22 protein-coding genes are annotated in these 22,684 nt (G+C 69.9%); 8 read left to right on the top strand and 14 right to left on the bottom strand.

Annotation, left to right across the window (positions count from 1 at the left end; all coding sequences use genetic code 11):
* Nucleotides 1–80 precede the first annotated feature (80 nt).
* A complete protein-coding gene (locus ACFWX1_RS32960; RefSeq protein WP_378393664.1) occupies nucleotides 81–824 on the bottom strand; it encodes an isocitrate lyase/phosphoenolpyruvate mutase family protein in 744 nt (247 codons plus the stop codon).
* Nucleotides 821–1,285, bottom strand: coding sequence for a carboxymuconolactone decarboxylase family protein (locus ACFWX1_RS32965; protein ID WP_378393665.1), 465 nt, complete (start codon nucleotides 1,283–1,285; stop codon nucleotides 821–823). The genes ACFWX1_RS32960 and ACFWX1_RS32965 overlap by 4 nt, the downstream gene beginning before the upstream one ends.
* 45 nt (nucleotides 1,286–1,330) lie before the next feature.
* Here ACFWX1_RS32965 and ACFWX1_RS32970 point away from each other — a divergent pair, with 45 nt between their 5' ends.
* Entirely contained in the window at nucleotides 1,331–2,713 is a 1,383-nt protein-coding gene (locus tag ACFWX1_RS32970) for a PLP-dependent aminotransferase family protein (protein WP_378393666.1), read from the top strand.
* A 10-nt stretch (nucleotides 2,714–2,723) separates the two neighbouring features.
* On the opposite strand, the gene ACFWX1_RS32975 is transcribed toward ACFWX1_RS32970, so the two are convergent.
* From ACFWX1_RS32975 to ACFWX1_RS32985, 3 genes are all read right to left on the bottom strand, one after another.
* Entirely contained in the window at nucleotides 2,724–3,416 is a 693-nt protein-coding gene (locus tag ACFWX1_RS32975; RefSeq protein WP_378393711.1) for a peptidylprolyl isomerase, read from the bottom strand.
* Between the two features lie 124 nt (nucleotides 3,417–3,540).
* The gene (gene meaB / locus ACFWX1_RS32980; RefSeq protein ID WP_378393667.1) at nucleotides 3,541–4,506 is read right to left on the bottom strand and encodes a methylmalonyl Co-A mutase-associated GTPase MeaB; all 966 of its coding nucleotides are present in this window, start codon (nucleotides 4,504–4,506) and stop codon (nucleotides 3,541–3,543) included.
* Nucleotides 4,506–5,693, bottom strand: a complete 1,188-nt coding sequence (locus tag ACFWX1_RS32985) for an acetyl-CoA C-acetyltransferase (protein ID WP_378393668.1) — start codon at nucleotides 5,691–5,693, stop codon at nucleotides 4,506–4,508. Before ACFWX1_RS32985 ends, meaB begins: the two co-directional genes overlap by 1 nt.
* A 138-nt stretch (nucleotides 5,694–5,831) precedes the next feature.
* Here ACFWX1_RS32985 and mce point away from each other — a divergent pair, with 138 nt between their 5' ends.
* The gene (mce, locus tag ACFWX1_RS32990; RefSeq protein ID WP_378393669.1) at nucleotides 5,832–6,284 is read left to right on the top strand and encodes a methylmalonyl-CoA epimerase; all 453 of its coding nucleotides are present in this window, start codon (nucleotides 5,832–5,834) and stop codon (nucleotides 6,282–6,284) included.
* Here mce and ACFWX1_RS32995 read toward each other — a convergent pair.
* Together ACFWX1_RS32995 and ACFWX1_RS33000 are read right to left on the bottom strand one after the other, a co-directional pair.
* Nucleotides 6,281–6,856 carry a TetR/AcrR family transcriptional regulator gene (locus ACFWX1_RS32995; RefSeq protein ID WP_378393670.1) on the bottom strand — a complete coding sequence of 192 codons (576 nt, stop codon included), beginning with the start codon at nucleotides 6,854–6,856 and terminating at the stop codon, nucleotides 6,281–6,283. The two genes, mce and ACFWX1_RS32995, sit on opposite strands and share 4 nt — an antisense overlap.
* Nucleotides 6,857–6,875: 19 nt before the next feature.
* On the bottom strand, nucleotides 6,876–7,244 hold the full coding sequence (locus ACFWX1_RS33000; protein WP_378330983.1) for an SPW repeat protein: 369 nt from the start codon (nucleotides 7,242–7,244) through the stop codon (nucleotides 6,876–6,878).
* A gap of 192 nt (nucleotides 7,245–7,436) precedes the next feature.
* Between ACFWX1_RS33000 and ccrA the strand changes: the two genes are divergently transcribed.
* The 5 genes from ccrA to ACFWX1_RS33025 all read left to right on the top strand — a co-directional run bounded on the left by ccrA (nucleotide 7,437) and on the right by ACFWX1_RS33025 (nucleotide 13,395).
* Nucleotides 7,437–8,777 (top strand): crotonyl-CoA carboxylase/reductase, encoded by a 1,341-nt coding sequence (ccrA, locus tag ACFWX1_RS33005; protein ID WP_378393671.1) that lies wholly within the window; start codon nucleotides 7,437–7,439, stop codon nucleotides 8,775–8,777.
* 158 nt (nucleotides 8,778–8,935) lie between these two features.
* The gene (locus ACFWX1_RS33010; RefSeq protein ID WP_378393672.1) at nucleotides 8,936–10,132 is read left to right on the top strand and encodes a chromosome segregation protein; all 1,197 of its coding nucleotides are present in this window, start codon (nucleotides 8,936–8,938) and stop codon (nucleotides 10,130–10,132) included.
* A gap of 102 nt (nucleotides 10,133–10,234) precedes the next feature.
* Nucleotides 10,235–10,684, top strand: coding sequence for a universal stress protein (locus ACFWX1_RS33015; protein ID WP_378393673.1), 450 nt, complete (start codon nucleotides 10,235–10,237; stop codon nucleotides 10,682–10,684).
* Entirely contained in the window at nucleotides 10,681–11,832 is a 1,152-nt protein-coding gene (locus ACFWX1_RS33020) for an adenylate/guanylate cyclase domain-containing protein (RefSeq protein WP_378393674.1), read from the top strand. Before ACFWX1_RS33015 ends, ACFWX1_RS33020 begins: the two co-directional genes overlap by 4 nt.
* A 165-nt stretch (nucleotides 11,833–11,997) precedes the next feature.
* Nucleotides 11,998–13,395, top strand: a complete 1,398-nt coding sequence (locus ACFWX1_RS33025) for an FAD-binding oxidoreductase (protein WP_378393675.1) — start codon at nucleotides 11,998–12,000, stop codon at nucleotides 13,393–13,395.
* 50 nt (nucleotides 13,396–13,445) lie between these two features.
* On the opposite strand, the gene ACFWX1_RS33030 is transcribed toward ACFWX1_RS33025, so the two are convergent.
* The gene (locus ACFWX1_RS33030; protein WP_378393676.1) at nucleotides 13,446–14,117 is read right to left on the bottom strand and encodes a class I SAM-dependent methyltransferase; all 672 of its coding nucleotides are present in this window, start codon (nucleotides 14,115–14,117) and stop codon (nucleotides 13,446–13,448) included.
* A gap of 205 nt (nucleotides 14,118–14,322) precedes the next feature.
* Between ACFWX1_RS33030 and ACFWX1_RS33035 the strand changes: the two genes are divergently transcribed.
* Nucleotides 14,323–15,582: a DUF222 domain-containing protein gene (locus ACFWX1_RS33035; RefSeq protein ID WP_378393677.1), complete on the top strand. Its 1,260-nt coding sequence runs from the start codon at nucleotides 14,323–14,325 to the stop codon at nucleotides 15,580–15,582.
* A 922-nt stretch (nucleotides 15,583–16,504) separates the two neighbouring features.
* Here ACFWX1_RS33035 and paaE read toward each other — a convergent pair.
* The 6 genes from paaE to paaZ are packed head-to-tail and all read right to left on the bottom strand — an operon-like array spanning nucleotide 16,505 to nucleotide 22,227.
* The gene (gene paaE / locus ACFWX1_RS33040; protein ID WP_378393678.1) at nucleotides 16,505–17,584 is read right to left on the bottom strand and encodes a 1,2-phenylacetyl-CoA epoxidase subunit PaaE; all 1,080 of its coding nucleotides are present in this window, start codon (nucleotides 17,582–17,584) and stop codon (nucleotides 16,505–16,507) included.
* The gene (gene paaD, locus ACFWX1_RS33045; protein ID WP_378393679.1) at nucleotides 17,585–18,076 is read right to left on the bottom strand and encodes a 1,2-phenylacetyl-CoA epoxidase subunit PaaD; all 492 of its coding nucleotides are present in this window, start codon (nucleotides 18,074–18,076) and stop codon (nucleotides 17,585–17,587) included. It lies immediately after the preceding gene.
* Nucleotides 18,070–18,966 carry a 1,2-phenylacetyl-CoA epoxidase subunit PaaC gene (gene paaC, locus ACFWX1_RS33050; RefSeq protein ID WP_378393680.1) on the bottom strand — a complete coding sequence of 299 codons (897 nt, stop codon included), beginning with the start codon at nucleotides 18,964–18,966 and terminating at the stop codon, nucleotides 18,070–18,072. The genes paaD and paaC overlap by 7 nt, the downstream gene beginning before the upstream one ends.
* The gene (gene paaB, locus ACFWX1_RS33055) at nucleotides 18,963–19,247 is read right to left on the bottom strand and encodes a 1,2-phenylacetyl-CoA epoxidase subunit PaaB (RefSeq protein WP_378393681.1); all 285 of its coding nucleotides are present in this window, start codon (nucleotides 19,245–19,247) and stop codon (nucleotides 18,963–18,965) included. Before paaB ends, paaC begins: the two co-directional genes overlap by 4 nt.
* The gene (gene paaA / locus ACFWX1_RS33060) at nucleotides 19,244–20,203 is read right to left on the bottom strand and encodes a 1,2-phenylacetyl-CoA epoxidase subunit PaaA (protein ID WP_378393682.1); all 960 of its coding nucleotides are present in this window, start codon (nucleotides 20,201–20,203) and stop codon (nucleotides 19,244–19,246) included. The genes paaB and paaA overlap by 4 nt, the downstream gene beginning before the upstream one ends.
* On the bottom strand, nucleotides 20,200–22,227 hold the full coding sequence (paaZ, locus tag ACFWX1_RS33065) for a phenylacetic acid degradation bifunctional protein PaaZ (RefSeq protein ID WP_378393683.1): 2,028 nt from the start codon (nucleotides 22,225–22,227) through the stop codon (nucleotides 20,200–20,202). Before paaZ ends, paaA begins: the two co-directional genes overlap by 4 nt.
* Between the last annotated feature and the right edge of the window lie 457 nt (nucleotides 22,228–22,684).

Raw genomic sequence — 22,684 nt, forward strand, 5'->3', positions numbered from 1 at the left:
GCGCCCCCCCGCCCCCAGGGCGCCCACGCCCACAAACCCCCCCCTCGCGGGTGCGCGGGCCCCCTTCGCTACTTCCCCGGTCAGTAGGGCAGCGTTCCGGCGGAGAGGGCGGTGAGGACGGAGCGGATGTGGGCCTGGGTGTGCTTCCAGAGTCCGGCACCCAGGGAAATCCGCGCTACCCCCAGTTTCGCGAGCGCGGCGAGATCCGGGCCACCGGGTACGGCCGCCGCGTTGACCGCGCCGGGCGCGACCGCGCGGACGAATTCACCCAGCACCTCGGGCGAACGCACCAGGATCGGGTAGACGCAGTCCGCCCCGGCCGCCAGGTACGCCTTGCCCCGCGCGATCGCGTCCTCCAGCACCGCGTTCTCGTCCTCGGCGCCGAGGAAGACATCGACCCGCGCGTTGATCACCAGCGCGTCCCCCGCCGCCGCGCGCAGGTCCGCGACACGCTTGGCCTGGACGTCGACCGGCCGGACGCCCCCGGCGGCGTGATCGGTGTCCTCGAAGTTGAGGCCGGCCGCGCCGGTGGCCAGCAGCCGCTCCGCCAGTTCCGGCGCGGCGAGGCCGTACCCGGATTCGGCGTCCACGGTGACCGGGACCGACACCGCGCGGGCGATCCTTGCGGCCGCGGCGAACATCTCCTCGGCCGGTGCCGCCTCGCCGTCCGGGTAGCCGAGCGCCGCCGCGACCGCGACGGAACTTGTTGCCACCACAGGGAAACCGGCCTGTTCGACCAATCGCGCGGTGTCCGCGTCCCAGGCGTTCGGGAGCACCAGCGGCGTGCCGGGAACGTGCAGCTCCCGCAGGGTCCGCGCGGTCACGCGGCCCGCTTCGGCAGCGGCGCGTGGCTGGTGACCTGGGCGCGGTTCCAGCTGTTGATCGCGATGATCTCCCACGCCAGCGCGCGGTACTGCTCCTCGGTGAACACCCGGGTCGCCTCCGCGTAGACGTCGTCGGGCACGTCCTTGGTCTGCGAGATCGTGGTCATCGCCTCGGTCAGCGCCAGCGCCGCGCGCTCCTGCTCGCTGAAGAGTTCGGTCTCGCGCCAGCCTTCGAGCACGAACAGCCGCCGCGGCGACTCGCCGAGCTGGACGGCGTCGTTGCTGTGCATGTCGAGGCAGAACGCACAGCCGTTGATCTGGGAGGCCCGCATCTTGACCAGTTCGAGCAGCTTCTGGTCCAGTCCCGCGTTGGCCGCCGCCTTCTCCACTTCCTGCTGCAGGTTCGCCATGGCCTGGTACAGCTCGGGGGCTTGTTTCGTCAGTGCGATTCGCTTGCTCATGCTTTCACGCTAGCCCCAACTGGCCTACGAGTATGGTCCAGTCTCATGGCAGTTTCGTGGTCCAGTTCAGGAATAGACGTCCACCTCGGCTGGCGGCGTGAGACGGGCCGGACCGGGCTGGCCGCGGCCATCCGCACGGCGATCCGCGAGGGCCGGTGGCAGCCGGGCGCGGCGGTCCCCTCGACTCGCGCGCTCGCCCAGGACCTCGGCGTCGCGCGCGGCACGGTCACCCGCGTCTACGCCGACCTCGCCGCCGAGGGCTACCTGCGCACGGCACAGGGCGCGCCGACCCGGGTCGCGACAGCGGGCGCGCTGCCGCAGTCCGCGCCCCGGCCCACGCCGTGGGATCCCGCGCCACGCTGGGATCTGCGGCCCGGCAGGCCCGATCTGACGGCGTTCCCCCGCGCGGAGTGGCTGGCCGCGACCCGGCGCGCGCTACAGGAGATGCCCGCGGCGGAACTGGGCTACTCGAACGAACTCGGCGCGCCACGGCTGCGGGAGACCCTCGCGGGCTATCTCGCGCGCAGCCGGGGCGTGCTCGCCGATCCGGCGCGGATCGCGGTGTGCAACGGCTATTCGCACGCGCTCGCGGTGCTGGCGAAGGTGCTGCACGAACGCGGCGCGGACGAGATGGCGTTCGAGAACCCGTCGCTGTACCTCTTCCGGGACATCGCCGCGGCGAACGGCCCCCGCGTCGTCGGGGTGGAGGTCGACGAGCACGGGATCGACGTGTCCGCTGTGGACAGTCCGGCCGTGGTGGTGACCGCAGCCCACCAGTACCCGATGGGCGTCACGCTCGCACCACACCGCCGGGCGGCGCTGACGCGCTGGGCGAACGAGTCCGGCGCCTTCGTCCTCGAAGACGACTACGACGGCGAATTCCGCTTCGACAACCAGCAGGTCGGGGCGTTGCAAGCACTCTCGCCGGAACGCGTGGTGTACGCGGGCACCGCGAGCAAGACACTCGCGCCGGCGCTGCGGCTGGCCTGGCTCGTGCTGCCCCGTTCCCTCGTCGAACCCGTACGCGCGGCCATGCTCGACAGCGGCACGCGTCCACCGATCCTGCACCAGCTGGCGCTGGCGGAGCTGATCGACTCCGGCGGTTACGACCGGCAGGTCCGCCGTCGCCGCACCGAATACCGGTCGCGGCGCGACCGGCTGCTCGCCGCGCTGCCGGAAACCGTTACCCCGCGCGGGATTTCGGCCGGGCTGCATCTGGTGCTGATGCTGCCCGACGACGGCCCGAGCGAGATGGAGGTTCTCGCGTCGTGCCGTCGTCGCTCCATCGGCGTCGAAGGACTGGGCAGCTACTGGATCGACTCCGGACGTCCCGGCGGGTTGATCGTCGGGTACGGCGCGGCGGCGAAGCACGCGTTCAGCGGCGCGACGCAGGCACTCGTCGAAGCGCTGTGGGAAGTCACGCCCTGAGCTTGCAGGCTCAGAACCAGCAGGTGACGCGGGCGCGGTGGATGTCGGTGGTGAGCACGGGTTTGCCGTCGACCGGCGCCGGGCCGCCAGGGGGCGCCGTCGGGTCCGGCTGGATGCCGCCCGCGGCCACCTTGTCCAGCGTGGCAAGGCCTTCGGCGTCGACCGTGCCGAAGATCGTGTAGTTCGGCCGCAGCGCGGAATCGCCGTAGACGACGAAGAACTGGCTGCCGTTGGTGGCCGGACCGGCGTTGGCCATCGCGAGGACGCCCCGCGCGTAGACCTTGCGCGCGCCGGTCGGGTCGGTGGGCGCCGGCGGCAGATCGGTCGGCAGTTCGTCCTTGTACTTGTAGCCCGGCCCGCCCTCGCCGGTCCCGCTCGGGTCGCCGCACTGCAGCACCTTCAACGTCGGGTGCGCGGTCAGCCGGTGGCACGTCGTCTGGTTGTAGAACCGGTGCGTCGTCAGGTGCAGGAAGCTCTGGACGGTGCACGGCGCCTTCGCGCGGTCCAGGGTCAGGCCGATCGTGCCCTGGTTGGTCGAGAGCCGGACGCGGGGCTTCCCCCAGGCCGGCGTGTGCCGGGGGTCGGGCGGCAGCGGGACCGGGCGCACGGCCGGGTCGTCCGGCGTCTCGGTGTACTGGCACGGGCCGTGCGTGACCTTCGGGGGCGCGGCCGCGGACGCCACCGGGGCACCCAGCGCGAGCATCAATCCGGAACCCAGCACTGCCACGACGATCTTGGTGAACCTCTGCACGCCCTGCCTCCAGTCGCAGACGAAGGGACGCAGTATAGGGCGGCTCACAACACGACGGACAGCGCCGGAAGTCGGATCAGCGGCGCAGATCCTCGATCAGCTCGTCCGCCGCCGCGAAGGGGTCCAGCTCCCGGGCGACCACGCGATCGGCGAGCCCGGCCAGCCGGTCGCCGTGGCGCAGATCGGCGAGTTCGGCACGCAGCCGCCGCACCGCGATGGCCTCCACCTCGTCCCTGGCCCGCGCCGCCCGGCGCCTCGGCAGTTCCTCGTGCGTCACCAGCCACTCGTGGTGTGCGTCCAGGGCGCCGACGACGTCGTCGACGCCCTGGCCCGTCGAAGCCACCGTCGGCACGATCGGCTGCCGCCAGCTCGGACCGCGGATTTCCCGGCGTGCCAAGGAGATCATCTGCTTCAGATCGTGCACGGTCGCGTCGGCGCCTTCGCGGTCGGCCTTGTTGACCACGAACACGTCCGCGATCTCCAGCACGCCCGCCTTGGCCGCCTGGATCCCGTCGCCCATCCCGGGCGCCAGCAGCACCACCGTCGTGTCGGCGAGCTTCACGACGTCCACTTCGGACTGTCCAACCCCGACGGTCTCGATCAGCACGACGTCGAAACCCGCCGCGTCCAGTACCCGGACCGCCTGCGGTGTCGCCCAGGACAGCCCGCCGAGATGCCCGCGGGTGGCCATCGAGCGGATGAACACCCCGGGGTCGGTGGCGTGCTCGGTCATCCGGATCCGGTCGCCGAGCAACGCGCCGCCGGAGAACGGCGACGACGGGTCGATCGCCAGCACGCCGACGCGCTTCCCCGCCGCACGCAGCGCCGTGAGCAGCGCCGACGTCGATGTCGACTTGCCGACACCCGGCGGCCCGGTGAGCCCGACGATCCGCGCGTTCCCGGTGAACGGCGTCAAAGCCCTGGCGACGTCCGCGACCCGCGGGTTGGCGTCCTCGACGAGCGAGATCAGCCGGGCGACGGCGCGATGCTGCCCTTCACGCGCCCGGCCGACCAGCTCGTCGAGGTCGAAAGCGAGTGCCACTAGGCCTTCGGCACCCGCAGCAGCAGCGCGTCACCCTGGCCGCCGCCACCGCACAGCGCGGCCGCGCCGAGCCCGCCGCCGCGGCGGGCCAGCTCGTGGATCAGGTGCACGGCCAGCCGCGCGCCCGAGGCGCCGATCGGGTGACCGAGCGCGATCGCGCCGCCGTTGACGTTGACCTTGTCCGCGTCCACGCCCAGCTTCTCGGTGGAGACCAGGCCGACCGCGGCGAAGGCCTCGTTGATCTCGATCAGGTCGAGCGCGTCGGCGGCGAGCTTTTCCTTGGCCAGCGCCGCGAGGATCGCGTTCGACGGCTGCTCGTGCAGGCTCGCGTCCGGCCCGGCGACGACGCCGTGCGCGCCGATCTCGGCGAGCGGCGTGAGGCCCAGCTCCTCGGCCTTGGCCTTGCTCGCCACGACGACCGCGGCGGCGCCGTCGGAGATCTGCGAGGCCGAACCCGCGGTGATGGTGCCGTCGGAGGCGAACGCCGGGCGCAGCTTGGCGAGGCCCTCGGCCGTGGTGTCGGCGCGGACACCCTCGTCGGTGGAGAACAGGATCGGGTCGCCCTTGCGCTGCGGGATGGACACCGGCGCGATCTCGTCGGCGAAGTAGCCCGCCTCGGCCGCGGCGGCGGCGCGCTGGTGCGAGCGCGCGGAGAACGCGTCCTGCGCTTCGCGGGTGACGCCGTAGCGGCTGTTGTACTTCTCCGTCGAGGCACCCATGGCGACCTGGTCGAAGGCGCAGAACAGGCCGTCGTGGGCCATGTGGTCGACGAGCGTGGTGTCGCCGTACTTGAAGCCGGAACGGGACTTCGCCAGCAGGTGCGGCGCCTGGGTCATCGACTCCTGGCCACCCGCGACGACAATGTCGAACTCCCCGGCCCGGATGAGCTGATCGGCCAGCGCGATCGCGTCGAGGCCGGACAGGCACACCTTGTTGACGGTCAGCGCGGGCACGTCCATCGGGATGCCCGCGGCCACGGCGGCCTGCCGCGCGGGGATCTGGCCCGCGCCCGCGGTGAGCACCTGGCCCATGATCGTGTACTGCACGGCTTCGGGGGCGACACCGGCGCGCTCCAGCGCGGCCTTGATCGCGACCCCGCCCAGCTGCGCGCCCGAGAAGTCCTTCAAGGAACCGAGCAATCGCCCGATGGGCGTACGGGCGGCACCCAGGATCACGGAACCGGACACGGCAGTCCTCCAAGCTTCGGCGCGAGGGCGGTCGCAACGACCATACCTGTGGGTACGGCTTCTTGATGCAGCCAGTGTGAGCCGGGGCACGCCCGTTCGCGAACGTTGTCACCCCGGTGACAGCCCTATCCTCTCTGCATGACTGACGCCCTGAAGCCCTTTGTCACCGCCATCGACCACGTGGGGATCGCGGTGCCGGATCTCGACGCCGCGATCGCCTTCCACGCCGAGCACTTCGGCCTGGAGGTCGCACACGAGGAGGTGAACGAGGAGCAGGGTGTCCGCGAGGCGATGCTGCGCGCACCCGGCACCGCGGGCACCGAGACGCAGATCCAGTTGCTGGCACCGCTGCGCGAGGACTCGGCGATCGGCAAGTTCCTCGCCAAGAGCGGGCCGGGACTCCAGCAGCTCGCCTACCGCGTGTCCGATGTGGACGCTGCCGCCGAAGCGCTGCGGGCACAGGGACTGAGGCTGCTCTACCCCGAGGCGAAGCGCGGGACGTCGAACAGCCGCGTCAACTTCGTGCACCCGAAGGACGCCGGTGGTGTGCTCGTGGAACTCGTCGAGCCCGCCACCGATTCCGCGCACTAGGCCGGGGCGCCGCCGTTGCGCGAAGTCAGCGCGTTCGCGATGAACTTCAGCTCGGCGTCCATATCGGACGGCAGCGCGTCGGCGTGCCGCGCGGTGGCGTGGCGATGGGTGACGGCCCTGGCGAGCAGGCCGGACGCGCTGTCGACGTCGGCGATCGGCAGGCTGCCGCCGGTGGCGGTGACGATCACCGCGCGCACCTGGCGCACCAGGATCTGGAACCGCTCCAGCAGCGCGTCGCGCACGGCGTGGTGGGTGTCGGCCTCGCGCCACAACAGGTGTGAGAGCACGCGTGAGCCGGTGAACCGGCGGTCCAGCTCGCGCACCAGCCTGCCGAGGCTGCCCGCCACGTCGCCGGGGATGACGACGTTGGCGGGCTCGATGCGTTCCTCGGGCAGCCGTTCGACCAGTGCGGTGAGCAGGTCGGCCTTGCGCTTGAAGTAGTAGTGCACCAGCCCCTTCGGCACCCCGGCGCGCTCCGCGATGCGGGAGGTCGGGGTGGCATCGAAGCCCGACTCGACGAAGAGGGCTTCCGCCGCGCGCAGGATGCGCTCCTTCGCCGAGTCGTCCTTCATGACTACTCCTTCGTAGTGCTCAGTGTGACCCGGCCATCCGGTGCGCCGCCTGTGCGACCGGCATCGCGACCGCGCCCGCGATGACGACCAGCACACCGGCGACCCACGAGGTCCAGGACGCCCCGTTGAACTCGGTGTACCCGATCACCCAGGGCGCGAGGAACATCAACACGCCCAGCACGATCTGGATGCCTTCGCCGTAAACCATGCCAGGCATGGCAAGCGACGCGAGGCCGTCGAGAGCGATCAGGGCACCGAGAACGATCATCGTCCACATCGCGCCGGTGCTCGTGCTCAGCCAAAGGGGTGAAAGCGCGGCGACGACCCCGATGACCACCTCCGCCCAGTCATGAGGGCGGGTCCAAGGGCGCGTCGACACTTCGTTCATCGTGCTCACCTCCAGTGGAGAACTCCGTTTTTCCAGTGCTTCCGCACGGTCGATACTCCTCTTGGTTGGCCAGCCGGTCAAGGGGTCTGACCAGGGCTTCACCGGGCGCGTGTGCGCTTACTCTCGTACAGTTGCCCCCACGAGTTACTGGCGAGTAATTTGATGCGCCCAACGCCGCCCCGTGGAGGTTCGATGACTGAGCTCGGCGAAATCCAGCAGGCCATCCTCACCGGCGACACCACCGCGGTGGGTTCGCTGCCGATGCCCGAGAGCTATCGGGGGGTGACCGTCCACGCGGACGAGGTCGGCATGTTCGAAGGCCTGCCCAGCAAGGAGAAGGACCCGCGCAAGTCGCTGCACGTCGACGAGGTCCCCGTCCCCGAACTCGGCCCCGGCGAGGCGCTGGTCGCGGTGTTCGCCAGCGCGATCAACTACAACACCGTCTGGACCTCGATCTTCGAGCCGATCCCGACGTTCAAGTTCTTGCAGCGCTACGGCAAGCTCTCGCCGCTGGCCAAGCGCCACGACCTGCCGTACCACGTCGTCGGCTCCGACCTGTCCGGCGTCGTGCTGCGCACCGGTGTCGGCGTGCACAACTGGAAGCCGGGCGACGAGGTCGTCGCGCACTGCCTCAACGTCGAGCTGGAAGGCCCGGACGGGCACAACGACACGATGCTCGACACCGAGCAGCGGATCTGGGGCTTCGAGACGAACTTCGGCGGTCTCGCCGAGATCGCGCTCGTCAAGGCGAACCAGCTGATGCCGAAGCCCGCGCACCTGACGTGGGAGGAGGCCGCCTCCCCCGGGCTGGTGAACTCGACCGCGTACCGGCAGCTCGTCTCGCGTAACGGCGCGGACATGAAGCAGGGCGACGTCGTGCTGATCTGGGGTGCCTCGGGCGGGCTCGGCTCGTACGCGACGCAGTACGCGCTCAACGGCGGCGCGATCCCGGTGTGCGTGGTCTCCAGCCCGGAGAAGGCCGCGATCTGCCGCAAGCTCGGCGCCGAGCTGATCATCGACCGCAGCGCCGAGGGCTACAAGTTCTGGAAGAACGAGCACGAGCAGGACCCGAAGGAATGGCAGCGCTTCGGCGCGAAGATCCGGGAACTGACCGGCGGCGAGGACCCGGACATCGTGTTCGAGCACCCGGGCCGCGAGACCTTCGGCGCCTCGGTCTACGCCGCGCGCAAGGGCGGCACGATCGTCACCTGCGCCTCGACGTCGGGATACCTGCACCAGTACGACAACCGGTACCTGTGGATGAACCTCAAGCGGATCATCGGCTCCCACTTCGCGAATTACCGCGAGTCATGGGAGGCGAACCGGCTGATCTCGAAGGGCCTCATCCACCCGACACTGTCCAAGACCTACCGGCTCGAAGAGACCGGGCAGGCCGCGCTGGACGTGCACCGCAACGCGCACCAGGGCAAGGTCGGCGTCCTCGCGCTGGCGCCCGAGGAGGGTCTCGGCGTCCGCGACGAGGAACTGCGGGCCAAGCACCTGGACGGCATCAACGCCTTCCGCGGCGCGTAGCCGTCCGCCGCCGGCGTGCCATGCCGTGACATCGCGATGAGCTTTGTCACGGCGGGCACGCCGCCACGCGCCGCACCAGGCCGTGCACTCACCGCAGGACACCCGGCGCGGACCGGGTGCTCACCCGTCCGTGACTCACTTGCGACTACGGTAGAAGGATGAGCCTTGGCGAGGAACGGGAGCTGGTGCCGCTGGGAGCCGGCTTCGACGTGGCGAAGCGCGGGTACAGCCGGGCACAGGTCGATGAGCACCTGGAGCGGCTGGACGCCGATCTGAAGATGCTCACCGCCGATCGGGACGCCGCCATCGCGCAGGCGGGCGATCTGGCCAGGCAGCTGGAGATCGCCCGCGGCGAGATCGCGGACCTCCGCGGCCAGGTCGACCGGCTGGCCCAGCCGCCGACGAGCGTGGAGGGCCTTTCCGAGCGCCTGCAGCGGATGCTGCGGCTGGCCCAGGACGAGTCCGCCGACACGAAGGCACGGGCCGAGGCCGAGGCCGGGCACATCCGGGCCAAGGCCGAGACCGACGCGAGCGCCATGCGTGCCCGCTACGAGCAGCTGCTCACCGAGCTCGACCTGCGGCGCAAGGAGATGGAAGCCGAGCACCGCAAGGTCCTCGAGGACGCGCGGGCCGAGGCGAAGGACATCACCGACAAGGCCAAGGCCGAGCGCGACCGGCTCGACGCCGAGTCCGAGGCGCGGCGCACGCAGGTCGAAGAGGACTTCGAGATCGCGATGGCCACGCGGCGCACCGAGGCCATGCGCGCGCTGGCCGAGCAGGAGGCGGCGAGCAAGGCCGAGGCCGCTCGCCGCGTCCGCGAGGCGACCGAGGACGCCGCCGCGATCCGCGCGAAGGTGCTCGAAGAGGAAACCGCGGCGAAGGCCGACATCGAGCGCCGCCAGCGTGAATCGGTGGCCGACGCCAACAAGCGCAAGCAGGACTCGATCACCGAGGCCAACGCCCGGCTCGCCGAGGCCGCCGACGAGGCGCGCCGCCGCGTCCGCGTCGCCACCGAGGAGTCGAACCGGCGGATCTCCCAGGCCAACGAGCGCGTCGAGTCGCTGCGGACGGTCCGCGCCGGGCTAGCCGAGCAGGTTCGCGCGGCCCGCACCGTGCTGGCCGAGGCGAGCACGGTGCTCGGCGACGAACCGGAGATCCCCGCCGAGCTCATGGCGCCCGCCGCCGGGACGTCCGCCGGCACGTCCGTCAAGGCGCAGCCGAAGGCCGCCAAGCCGACCGTGAAGGCGTCACAGGGCGGCGATTCGGAGAAGACGGTCCAGCTCAGCACCGCGAACGTGCCCAAGCCGCAGCCTTCTCCCCGGCCATCCGGAGCGCAGAAACCGACTGGCGAGTAACCTACGTCCCGACAAGAGCGGCCGACGGCCCGCACGGGTCCACTGGACCGGGCGTCGTCGCTGCTCACGCGGGAAGAGGCGAGCTTCGGTGGAGGTTGGCGCATGGCTGCATATCGGACCGTGGTGGTAGGGACGGACGGCTCGGACTCGTCGTTCGCGGCGGTCGACAGGGCGGCCTCGGTCGCCGGCGACTCGGGCGCGAAGCTGGTCATCACGTGCGCCTACTTCCCGGCCAGCAAGCAGGACGTCGAGAAGGCGCAGGACGTCCTCGGCGACGAGGCGTACCAGGTCGTCGGCTCGGCCCCGGCGGAGGACACGCTGCAGTCCGCCAGGGACCGCGCGGCGAAGGCGGGCGCGAAGGACATCGACACCGTCGCGGTCAAGGGCGAGCCGGTCGAGTCGCTGCGCAAGGTCGTGTCGGAACGTTCGGCGGACCTGCTGGTCGTCGGGAACCGCGGGCTCAACACCCTCGCCGGGCGCATCCTCGGCTCGGTGCCCTCGGAGGTGGCCCGCAAGTCCGGGGTGGACGTGCTGATCGTGCACACCACGTGACCGATTCCGGCGATCCCGTCGCGGGGGCCGAGCTCCAGCAACGGCTCGAGCGGATCCTCCTCGGCGGGAAACGCAAGTACACCCGGGCCGAGGTCGCCGAGAAGGCCGGTGTGCCGCCGGAACGTTCGCTGCGGCTGTGGCGCGCGCTGGGCTTCGCCTCGGTCGGCGACGACGAGGTCGTCTTCACCGACGCCGACATCGACGCCGTCCGCACGGCGGACCAGCTCGTCCAGTCCGGGCTGATCGACCAGAGCGTCGAGGTGGCGGTGACCCGCGCGCTCGGCCAGCATCTGTCGCGGCTGGCCGAGTGGCAGGTGCACATGCTGTGGACGCTGATCACCGAACAGCCGGAGATGGCCGGGAACGAACGCCAGATCGCGCGGCTGGTCGATCGCCTGCTGCCCGAGCTGGAACAGGTGCAGAACTACGTCTGGCGCCGCCATCTCGCGGCCTACGCGGGCCGTGCGATGGCCACGGACGAGGATCTGGAGGAGCGCACCGAGGTCGTCGGATTCGTCGACATGGTGGGCTACACGCGGCTGACCCGGCAGATCGACGAGGACGAGCTGGGCCGCGTGCTCGACGCGTTCGAGTCGCTGGCCACCGAGGTCATCGCGGAACAGCACGGGCGCGTCGTGAAGATGATCGGCGACGAGGTGCTCTTCGTGGCCGACTCCGCAGTCGACGCCGCCGAGATCGCGCTGGCACTGACCGAACGGGCCGAGCAGGCCGACGATCTGCCCGGGGTCCGCGCGGGCATGGCGTCGGGCCGGATCCTGAGCCGTTACGGCGACGTGTACGGCTCGGTCGTCAACCTCGCGGCCCGGCTGACGTCGGTGGCCCGGCCGGGGACGATCCTCATCGACAAGCAACTCGCCTCGGAGCTGGAAGACGAGCCCGCGTACGACGTGCGGACCCGGCGTCCGGTCTCGGTCCGGGGCTACAACCGGCTGCGCCCCTCGGCGTTGCGGCGGGCGAAGACGGAACCCACCGGGATGTTCGCGAGCTCGCAGGAACTCGCGGCGGAAATGCTCGGCCTCGCCGATCCGAACGAGGCGGAGGAACCCCAGGACGACGTGTCCCAGGAGGAAACCCCGGCGGAGCAACGAAAGCGCGGCAGGCGACGGCGACTGCCGAGACTCCCGTGAATCTCCGCTATCCAGGCTGAAAATCGCCCTCCGCGGAGTGAAAAACTGCGGGCCCGCGAAACGTAACGCCTACCCGTGACGGACGACGTAGGTGACTACGCCCGCCACCGGAGTTTTGGTGACAGCCGGTCGCCGGGTGATCGCCGAGAGAGCGGAGCACCCGTCATGACTTCGATCGCCGAGCGAAACGTGGACGCCCTGCGCGGCGCCCTGCGAGGAACGGTGCTCACCGCGGGTGATGCGGACTACGACCAGGCCCGTTCGGTCTGGAACGGGGAGATCGACCGGCGCCCGGCGGTGATCGCCCGCTGCGCGGGGCCGGAGGACGTCGCCGCCGCGCTCGCGTTCGCCCGTGAGCAGGGGCTCGAGGTCGCGGTGCGCGGCGGCGGGCACAACTTCGGCGGCATGGCGGTGTGCGACGGCGGGCTGGTCGTCGACCTGACACCGCTGAAGTCGGTCACGGTCGATCCGGACGCCCGCACCGTGCGCTGCGGTGCCGGGCTCACCTGGGCCGAACTGGACGCGGCCACCCAGCAGCACGGCCTGGCGGTCCCCGGCGGCACGGTAAGCCACACCGGGATCAGCGGACTCACCCTCGGCGGCGGGCTGGGCTGGCTCACCGGCGCGTTCGGGCTGTCCTGCGACAACCTGATCGCGGCGCGGGTGGTGACCGCGGACGGCCGGATCCTGCGGGCCGCCGCCGACGAGCACCCGGAGCTGTTCTGGGCGCTGCGAGGTGGCGGCGGGAACTTCGGCGTGGTGACCGAATTCGAGTTCCGCGCGCATCCGGTCGGCCCGTTGGTGCGGGTCGGGCTGTTCTTCTGGGGCGCCGCCGACGGCATCCCCGCGCTCCGCCTCGCGCGGCGGATCATCTCCGGCCTCGGCGAGGACTCCGGCGCGCTGATCGCCGGTCTCAACGCGCCACCGGCGCCGTTCGTCCCAGACGAGTACCACTTCGCGCCGGGTTACGCGCTGATCGTCGCCGGATTCGGCGGCGAGGACGCGCACGCTTCGATCGCCGAGAACGTCCGGGAGGGCCTGACGCCGTTGTTCGAGATGGTCACGTCGATGCCGTACGTCGAACTCCAGAAGCTCATCGACGGCGCCGCGCCGTGGGGCATCCTGGCCTACGAAAAGGGCGCCTACGTGGACGATCTGTCCGAGGACGTCATCGCCGTGATCACCGAACACCTGCCGCGCCGGACCTCGCCGATGTCGATCATGCCGATCCTCCCGATGCAGGGCGCCTACACCACGATTCCCGAAGAAGCGACCGCGTTCGGCGGCAGCAGGCGCGGCGGCTACGTGGTCAACATGGCCGGCCTCGCGACCGATCCCGCCGTGCACGCCGCCGAACGGGAGTGGGCCAGGACGTTCTGGGCCGCGCTGGCGCCGCACGCGAGCAACTCCGCGGGCTATGTGAACTTCATGAACGAACAGGACTACGACCGGGTGCGGGCGTCCTACGGCGCGGAGAAATACGAGCGGCTGTCCCGGATCAAGGCCGAGTACGACCCTGAGAACGTGTTCCACCGCAACGCGAACATCCGCCCGGCTCAGTGACGTCCCCTCTGTCCACAAAGGAGTGAATGACAGGCCACGTCCAGCCCGCGCTAACGTCCTTTGCACGCCTTCATCGCCAGTACCACCGGGGTCGGAGTACCACCCTCGGCGAACCGTTCGAGCGTCAGCCCGGCGGCGAGGAACGCGTGCAGCAGTTCGGGCAGCGGACGATGCGTGGCGCCGACCTTGTCCCGGATCCCCCGATCCGTCCACGACTCCTTGGTCCAATGGCCGTCGAGGTATCCGGGACGAATGACCACGGCGTCCAGGTCGCCGCGATCGGCGAACCCACCACAGAAGCAGGGATGGACACCCACATGCACGAACACCCCACCCGGCCGCAGCACCCTGGCCACCTCGCGCAGCACCGCGGGATAGCCGGGCATGTCGGTGTGGACCATCATCGCGATGACCGCGGGAACGCTGTTGTCCTTCAGGGGTAGCCGTTCGGCGTCGGCCTTGGCGATGGGCAGCCTGTTTCGCGCATGACGCAGCATCCCGCCGGAAAGGTCGATCCCCACGGGAGTCCACCCGAGGTCACGCACGCCGGCCGCGTGGACGCCGGTACCGCAGCCGATCTCCAGGCAAAGTCCGCCGCCCCGCCCGAGGAGGTCACGCAGCGCGGCGTCGATGCCGAGCGGATCGTCTCCCTTTCCTCGCCCGGCCCTCAGGAATTCCTCTTCGTACCAGTCCGCGATCTCGTCGTAGGCCGCTCGCATCATTCCAGCGGAGCACGGTTTCGACCTGTACCGCCACCGATTCCGCCCTGGGCTGAATCTCTCATATCGCCTGCCCCCCAAACTCCTCCCAATGAGGAGTCCCGCATCGAATTTTCACCACATTCCTTATACAGCAAGGAAAAGTGCGTTCTGCAGGTTCACCCGATCGATAGCACACATGTTCGATCAGGCGGCGTATCGTGGAGGTATGTCAGTCGACAGCAACACCTCCGCGACGCGCACCGAGTGGTGGCGCGAGGATGTCGGCTGCCTGCTGGACAGGCTCCTGGAGTCCGAGTGTGTGCAGCGGCGTGAGGCTGCTGTCCAGGGCGAGGTCATGGCCGAACTCGAACGGCGCGGGATACGTGACACCACCGGATACGGCAGCCTCGTGCGACTGTTGCAGGAGACATTGAACATTCCCCACGCCGAGGCGAAAGCACGGGCGGCGCGAGCGTTGGCGCTCAATGGCACCCGCGACCTGACTTCCGGCGAGCAGCCGCCTACTGCGCCCGCGACGGCGCAGGCCGCGAGCGAGGGTGCGGTCGGGGCCGCGCAGATCGACGAGATCCTGCGGGTGCTGGACAAGCTTCCCAAGACCGTGTCGGTGCAGGATCGGGACCAGGCGGAGAAGATCCTGGCCGAACTAGCCCGCGCCGCCGGACCCCGCGAAATCCGGGCCGCCGGACGACGCCTGCTGAGCCAGCTCGACCCCGACGGGAAAGAGCCCAAAACCCGGGACCCGAAACCCTTCCAGCCCGAGTTCTCCATCGCCCCGCACCGCGACGGCGGGCATCAGATCAAAGCCCGGGTCGACGATGAAACCTCCGCACGGCTGCAAGCGATGCTGGATCCGCTCGCGAAGCCTCGCCCGGCCACTGAGGAAGAGGGGCGGGACACGCGTACTCAGTGGGAACGGCGGGGTTGCGCGTTCTCGGAACTGGTGCGGATGTGGGCCGAACATCCCGATCTGCCGACGCAGGCCGGGGAAGCCACCCACATTGTCGTGACAGTCAGCTTGGAAGAGCTGCGGTCCGGGATCGGTCAGGCCACTCTCGATCTGCTCGGGGAGATCACCGCCGCCGAAGCACGGCGACTGGCTTGCGACGCGAAGATCATCCCGATGGTGCTGGGCTCGCACAGCGAACCTCTCGACGTGGGCCGGGCGCAACGGCTGGCCACCCCCGCCATCCGACGGGCGCTGATCCGCCGCGATGGTGGTTGCGCCTTCCCGGGCTGTGATGCTCCTGCTTACCGTTGTACGGCGCATCATGTGGTGTTTTGGGCACACCATGGTGAGACCAAAGTGGACAATCTCGTGCTCTTATGTTCCGTCCACCACAAGCTCATCCACCACTCCGAATGGGAAGTCCGCATCACCACCGACGGACTACCCGAGTTCATACCGCCCGCCTGGCTGGACGCCACCCGCACACCCCGACGCAACACCATCCACCCCAGAACCTAGGCCACTTCTAAGTTTTCTCCGGCTTGCGCCGACATCGACCACTTGAGTCTCGGAGCATCGGTGAGTCCTGCATGGGTAACCGATGACCGTGGGCTTGGCCCGTCTTTGACGGACATCTCTGACCAGAGTGCGCCGAGTTCAAGGCTGAGATCGCCGGTATGTGCCTGCGTAGCGAGCGATCGAGACCACAGGCCGTAGTTGGTTCGAGTTCACCGACTCGGCGGTGCGCAACTGGAGCAAGCGGACCTAGATCGACGGTGGAACCCGCACCGACGGACCCACCAGCGCCGAGCCCGCGGCGCTGAACGCCGAGACCCGCCGACTGCGGGAACGAGACCCGGTGAACGTGTACCTATCCATCGAGGCGGAGGCTCGCACCACCGGCAACGTAAACGCTCCTGGGAGCTACTCAGCGCCGCCCGTGCCGCCTACCACGCCCACCGCAGCGTCACCACGTCCCAGCACGACCGTGACGACACCATCCTCGCCCAGCAGATCACCGAGATCCACACCCGCACCGCGGGCACTTACAGGGCCGCGCGAACCCCACGCGGAACTGGCCGCAACCGGTCACCCCACGGACACAATCGGATCGCCCGGCTCATGCGCCCCAGTGCCTGTGCGGCCGCACGCCCAGACGATGGCACACCACCACCGTCCCCGCAGCCGCTCCCACCCGTGACCTCATCCAACGCGACTTCGCGTGTGCCACCACAACCATCAACCAAGGCTGGTGCGGCGACATCAGCTCACTCTGCCTGGGAAGGATGGCTTTACCCAGCCACGGTCATCGACCTCTCCTCCCGCCGGATTGTCGGCTGAGCGACCGCCGAGCACTGGTCATGGAGTCTCCGCGGACGGCACCGACGTCAGGATCGCTTGCTGAGCGGCCACCACACAGCCGCCGAGCTGGGCTCGGAACTCAGGCGTCGAAGTCGACGGTGACGGTCTCCGAGACCGGGAGCGACTGGCAGGTGAGCACGAAACCGGCGTCCACTTCGGACTTTTCGAGGGCGAAGTTCCGTCGCATGTCCACCTTTCCCGACGTCACCTTGGCGCGGCAGGTGCCGCACACGCCGCCCTTGCACGCGAAGGGCAGATCGGGGCGGAAGCGCTGCGCGCCGTCCAGCACCGAGGTCTCGCGCGAGAGGCTCATGGTGGTGGAGCGGCCGTCCAGGATCAGCGTGACGTCGCTGGCAGCGCCCTCGACGCCCGGTTCGGGATGCCGCACCGGCTCCGGCGGGAGGTCGTCCACATAGAACAGTTCCTGGTGCACGCGGTCGCCGGGGACGTCCAGTGACGCCAGGAGTTCCTGGGCACCGGTCACCATGCCGAACGGGCCGCACAGCCACCAGTGCGCGACGTCGGCGACCGGGACCAGCGCGGTGAACAGAGCACTCAGCTTCTCGACGTCCAGCCGTCCGGTGAACAGCTCGGCCTCGCGCGGTTCCCGGGACAGGACGTGCACGAGTTCCAGGCGGGACGGCCAGCGGTCCTTCAGGTCGGCGAGTTCGTCGGCGAACATGACGGTGTCGGTGCGACGGTTGCCGTACAGCACCGTCACGGTCGCGTCCGGCGAGTTGCCCAGCAGCGACGCCACGATCGAGAGTACCGGGGTGATCCCGGAGCCGGCGGCGATCAGCACGTGGTGTCCGCCTGCCGCAAGGTCGGGCGTGAACGACCCGGTCGGCGCGGCGACCTCGATCTCGTCGCCCGGCCGGACGTCGTGCACCAGCCAGCTCGAGAAGAGCCCGCCCGGTACCTCGCGCACGCCCACCCGCGGCCGCTCCCCCGCCGCGGCACAGATCGAGTATGAGCGCCGCTCGTCGCGGCCGTCCACCACCCGCCGCAGGGTGAGCGACTGGCCGGGCCGGAAGTCGAACTCCGCCGCCAGTTCCGGAGGGACGTCGAAGGTAACGGCGACCGCGTCGGAGCACAGCCGCTCGACGCCCGCCACGCGCAGGGTGTGGAAGGCGGTGCGCCGGGAAATCGTGGCGGTCACTCAGATCTCCTTGACGTGTTCGAACGGTTCGAGACAGGACCGGCAGCGGCGCAGCGCCTTGCACGCGGTCGCGCTGAACCGCGACTGCTCCTCGGTGTCGGCCGAACCGCAGTGCGGGCACACGACCCGCGACACCGGCGCGCCCAGAGTGAGCGGGATCGGTCCGGCCGGACGCCGCGGCGCCGCGCCCGGCGGGGCGATCCCGGCGGCGGCCAGCTTCCGCTTGCCGGACTCGGTGATCCAGTCGCTCGACCACGCCGGATCCAGCACGGTCCGGATCTCGACCTCGGCGAATCCCGCGTCCCGAAGCGCGTGCTCCAGGTCGTCACGCATGGTGTCCATCGCCGGACAGCCGGTGTAGGTGGGGGTGATCGCAACCGTCACCCGGCCGTCCACTTCGGACACATCGCGCAGGACGCCGAGATCCGCGAGCGTCAGCATCGGCAGCTCGGGATCGGTGACCGTGGACGCCACGGCGAGCGCGCTCACCATGTCGCCCCCGGCATCGCCCTGGCCACGCTCTGCAGCTCGGCCAGCAGGAAGCCCAGTTGTTCGGTGTGCACACCGTCCCGGCCCATCCGGCCGGACACGCCCGCGCGCGGACCCACCTCGGGACGAGACAGCGTCGCGGCGGTCAGCGCTTGGTCGAGAACGGCATCGAACTCCGGACGCACCGTCGCGGCGTCGACCAGTTCGACCGGATGCGTCTCGAACAGCTCGCCGACGTACGGCCAGACCTCGTCGAGCCCTTCCTGCATGCGCTCGTGCGACAGCTCGGTGCCGTCACCGAGGCGGACCAGCCACCCGGCCGCGTACTCGCGGTGATAGGCGAGTTCCTTGACGCCCTTGGCCGCGATGGCCGCGAGCACCGGGTCCACACTGGACTCCGCCGACGTACTTCCTCCCGCGGAGGCGGCATCAGACTCAAGCCGCTGGAACAGGGCCAGCCGCCAGGTGGCGAACACGAACAGCCGCGCGATCAGGTGCCCGAAGTGACCGCCGCCGAGTTCGGCGAGCCGGACGTTGCGGAATTCGTTCTCGGCACGAAGAAACGCCAGCGTGTCCTCACCGCGACCGGAACCGTCGGCCTTGCCCGCGCGGGCGAGCAGGAGCCGCGCCTGGCCGAGCAGGTCGAGCGCGATGTTCGCGATCGCGACCTCGTCCTCCAGTTCGGGCGCGTTCGTGCACCACTCCTGCAGCCGGTGCGAGAAGATCAGCGCGTCGTCGCCGAGCATCAGGCAGTACGCCGCCAGCGCCGCACCGTCCACACCGGACGGCACCGTGGTGTCCACACCGGACAGTGGATCTTCGAACCCGGTGCCGAAGGCCCACCGCGCGTCGTTCTCTTCGGTGATGGCCTCGTAAACGTTGTCGAAACTCATATGTGCGGCACATTCTCGGGAATGTCGTAGAACGTCGGATGCCGGTAGACCTTGTCCCCGCTGGGCGCGAAGAACGGGTCCTTCTCGTCCGGGCTCGACGCGGTGATGTTTTCGGCGCGCACGACCCAGATCGACACGCCCTCGTTGCGGCGGGTGTACAGGTCGCGGGCGTGGTGCAGCGCCATCTCGTCGTCGGCCGCGTGCAGCGAGCCGACGTGCACGTGGTTCAGCCCGCGCTTGCCGCGGACGAACACCTCGTACAGCGGCCAGTCGTGTTTCATCGCCGAGCCTCCTGCTTCCGTGCGTGGGCGACGGCCGCCGCACGCACCCATTCGCCGTCCTCGTGCGCGCGGCGCCGGTGCGCGATCCGCTGCGCGTTGCAGGGGCCGTTGCCCTTCAACACGTTCTTGAACTCGTCCCAGTCGACGGCGCCGAAGTCGTAGTGCTCACGTTCGGCGTTCCACTTCAGGTCCGGGTCGGGGAAGGTGACGCCCAGCGCCTCCGCCTGCGGCACCGACATATCGACAAAGCGCTGGCGCAGCTCGTCGTTGGTGTGCCGCTTGATCTTCCACGCCATGGACTGCGCGGTGTTCGGCGAATCCGCGTCGGGCGGGCCGAACATCATCAGCGACGGCCACCACCAGCGGTTCACCGCCTCCTGCACCATCTCCCGCTGCTGCTCGGTGCCACGCATCATCGTCATCAGCAGCTCGTAGCCCTGCCGCTGGTGGAACGACTCCTCCTTGCAGATGCGGATCATCGCCCGCGCGTAGGGCCCGTACGAGCTGCGGCACAACGGGACCTGGTTGCAGATCGCCGCACCATCGACGAGCCAGCCGATCACGCCGACGTCGGCGAAGGTCAGCGTCGGGTAGTTGAAGATCGACGAGTACTTCTGCCGCCCGGTGATCAGCTTGTCCGTCAGGTCCGCGCGATCCGCGCCCAGTGTCGCCGCCGCCGAGTACAGGTACAGCCCGTGGCCGGCCTCGTCCTGCACCTTCGCCAGCAGGATCGCCTTACGCCGCAAGGAGGGCGCGCGGGTGATCCAGTTGCCCTCCGGCTGCATGCCGATGATCTCCGAATGCGCGTGCTGCGCGATCTGCCGGATCATCGTCTTGCGGTAGCCCTCGGGCACCCAGTCACGCGGCTCGACGCGCTGGTCGCGCTCGATGGTGTGCTCGAAATGCGCCTCGAGGTCCTTTTCGGACGGTGCTTGTTCGGACACTGTGGCCGTCATGGCTGCTCCTTCGCGACCAGGGTCAGCACGTCGTACTTCGCGACCGACTCGCCCTCGGAGTTGGTGACGTCGGCGTCCCAGCGGACCTCGCCGTAGTCCTGGTCGATGCGCGGGGTGATCTGCTTCGCGGTCAACGTCACGGTCAGCTCGTCCCCGGCCTTGACCGGGGTGAGGAACCGCAGGTTCTCCAGGCCGTAGTTGGCCAGCACCGGGCCCGGCTCCGGCGAGACGAACAGGCCGGCCGCGAACGAGACGATGAGGTAGCCGTGCGCGACGATCCCGCCGAACAGCGGGTTCGCGGCGGCGGCCTCGGGGTCCGTGTGCGCGTAGAAGGTGTCCCCGGTGAACTCGGCGAAGTGGTCGATGTCGGCGCGGGTGACCGGACGCGGCCCGGCGACCACCGAGTCCCCGATCTTCAGCTCCGCCAAGGACTTCCGGAACGGGTGGACGCCTTCCTCGCGTGGCGCCCCCGCGACCCACCGGCCGGTGACGGCGCTGAGCGCGGCGGGCGAGCCCTGGACGGCGGTGCGCTGCATGTGGTGCAGCACGCCGCGGACGCCACCCATCTCCTCGCCGCCGCCCGCGCGGCCGGGACCGCCGTGCACGAGCTGCGGCATCGGCGAACCGTGACCGGTGGACTCCTTGGCGTCCTCGGCGTCGAGCACCAGCAGACGTCCGTGGTACGGCGCGGTGCCGAGCACGACGTCCCGTACGAATTCCTTGTCCGCGCTGACGATCGATCCGGCGAGGCTGCCGCCACCGCGCGCGGCCAGCTCCACGACCTCCTCGACGGAGGTGTACGGCAGCAACGTCGACACCGGCCCGAAGGCCTCGACCTCGTGCGGCTCGGAGCGTTCCGGGTCGGCCTTGAGCAGCACCGGGGAGATGAACGCGCCACGCTGGGCGTCGGCGTCCACCACCTCCACCGTCTCGGGATCGCCGAAGACCACGCTGCCCGCGTCGAGCAGCGCCTTGAGCGAGCGGCGGACCTCCTCGCGCTGCTCCAGACTGGCGAGCGCGCCCATCCGGACGCCTTCGGACGCGGGGTTCCCGACGGTGGTCTTCGCCAGCCGCGCGCTCGCCGCGGCGGCGACGTCGTCCAGCAGTTCGGCGGGCACGAACGCGCGGCGGATCGCGGTGCACTTCTGGCCCGCCTTGACCGTCATCTCGGTGACGAGCTGCTTGACGTAGAGGTCGAACTCCGTGGTCCCCGGCTTCGCGTCCGGACCGAGGATCGAGCAGTTCAGCGAGTCGGCCTCGGCGGTGAACCGGACGGCGTTGCGGACGATCGCCGGATGCGCGCGCAGCTTCCGCGCGGTGGAGGCGGACCCGGTGAACGAGACGAGGTCCTGCGCGGTCACGTGGTCGAGCAGGTCGCCGACGCTTCCGGCGACGAACTGCACCGACCCCTCGGGCAGGATGCCGGACTCGATGATCAGCTCGACCAGGCGCGCGGTCAGGTACGCGGTCTGGCTGGCGGGCTTGATCAGGCTCGGCACCCCGGCGAGGAACGCGGGCGCGAGCTTCTCCAGCGGGCCCCACACCGGGAAGTTGAACGCGTTGATCTGGATCGCGACCCCGCGCAGCGGCGTGCAGATGTGCTGCGCGACGAAGGTGCCGCCTTTGCTGAGCTGCTCGACGTTGCCGTCGACGTACACCGTGTCGTTGGGCATTTCGCGCTTACCCTTGCTGGAGTAAGCGAACAACGTGCCGAAGCCGCCGTCGATGTCGAACTTCGAGTCGCCGAGCGTCGCGCCGGTCTTCGCCGACAGCGCGTACAGCTCCTCACGATGCTCACGCAGGTGCGAGGCGAGCGCCTTGAGCAGCGCGGCCCGCTGGTGGAACGTCAGCTCGCGCAGCGCGGGGCCGCCGACCCGGCGGCCGTACTCCAGCGCGGCCGCGAAGTCGACGCCGGCCGAGGAGATCCGGGCGACCTCCTCACCGGTGGCCGCGTCGTGCAGCGGTACGCCGTCGTCCGTGGCCGTGTGCCACTCGCCGGAAACGTAACTGCGGAGCAATGCCATGGGGTCCGACCCTCTCAGTCTGTCGTGCGGCTGCGTGGTGGCGAGGTGCTGAAGCCCGAATTACCTACCGTACGTTCGGTAATTCGCCATCCTAGCTGCCGCTCCGGCACACGCCAAGCCCTGCCGTGTTGACCAGCCCAAACGGGCGAGCGTCGGCCGGAGACTGATTTATGCGAGACCGTGACTGACGGGTGCCCGATGCTTGCTCTGAGTGTCCGACTCCGCCACGCTGTGCACAACCGCCGAGGCCGCCGAGGGTGCGCATTGGGGATTCGCCGTGCTGTGAAGGGGTCCTTGAGAGCGCTGAGCGTAGTGAAGGCCCCTTGACAGCGTTCGGCATGTTCGTCGTGACGAGTGGCGCCTCGCGCGGCGGCGCTGCCGGGGGGCGGGGGAGGGGTGGGCGCGGGAGTCTCGTCGCCCGCAATCAAGTTGAGCCTCAGGCGAGAGGTCTTGGGAG

This window comes from Amycolatopsis sp. NPDC059021 (assembly GCF_042739895.1).
GTDB lineage: Bacteria > Actinomycetota > Actinomycetes > Mycobacteriales > Pseudonocardiaceae > Amycolatopsis.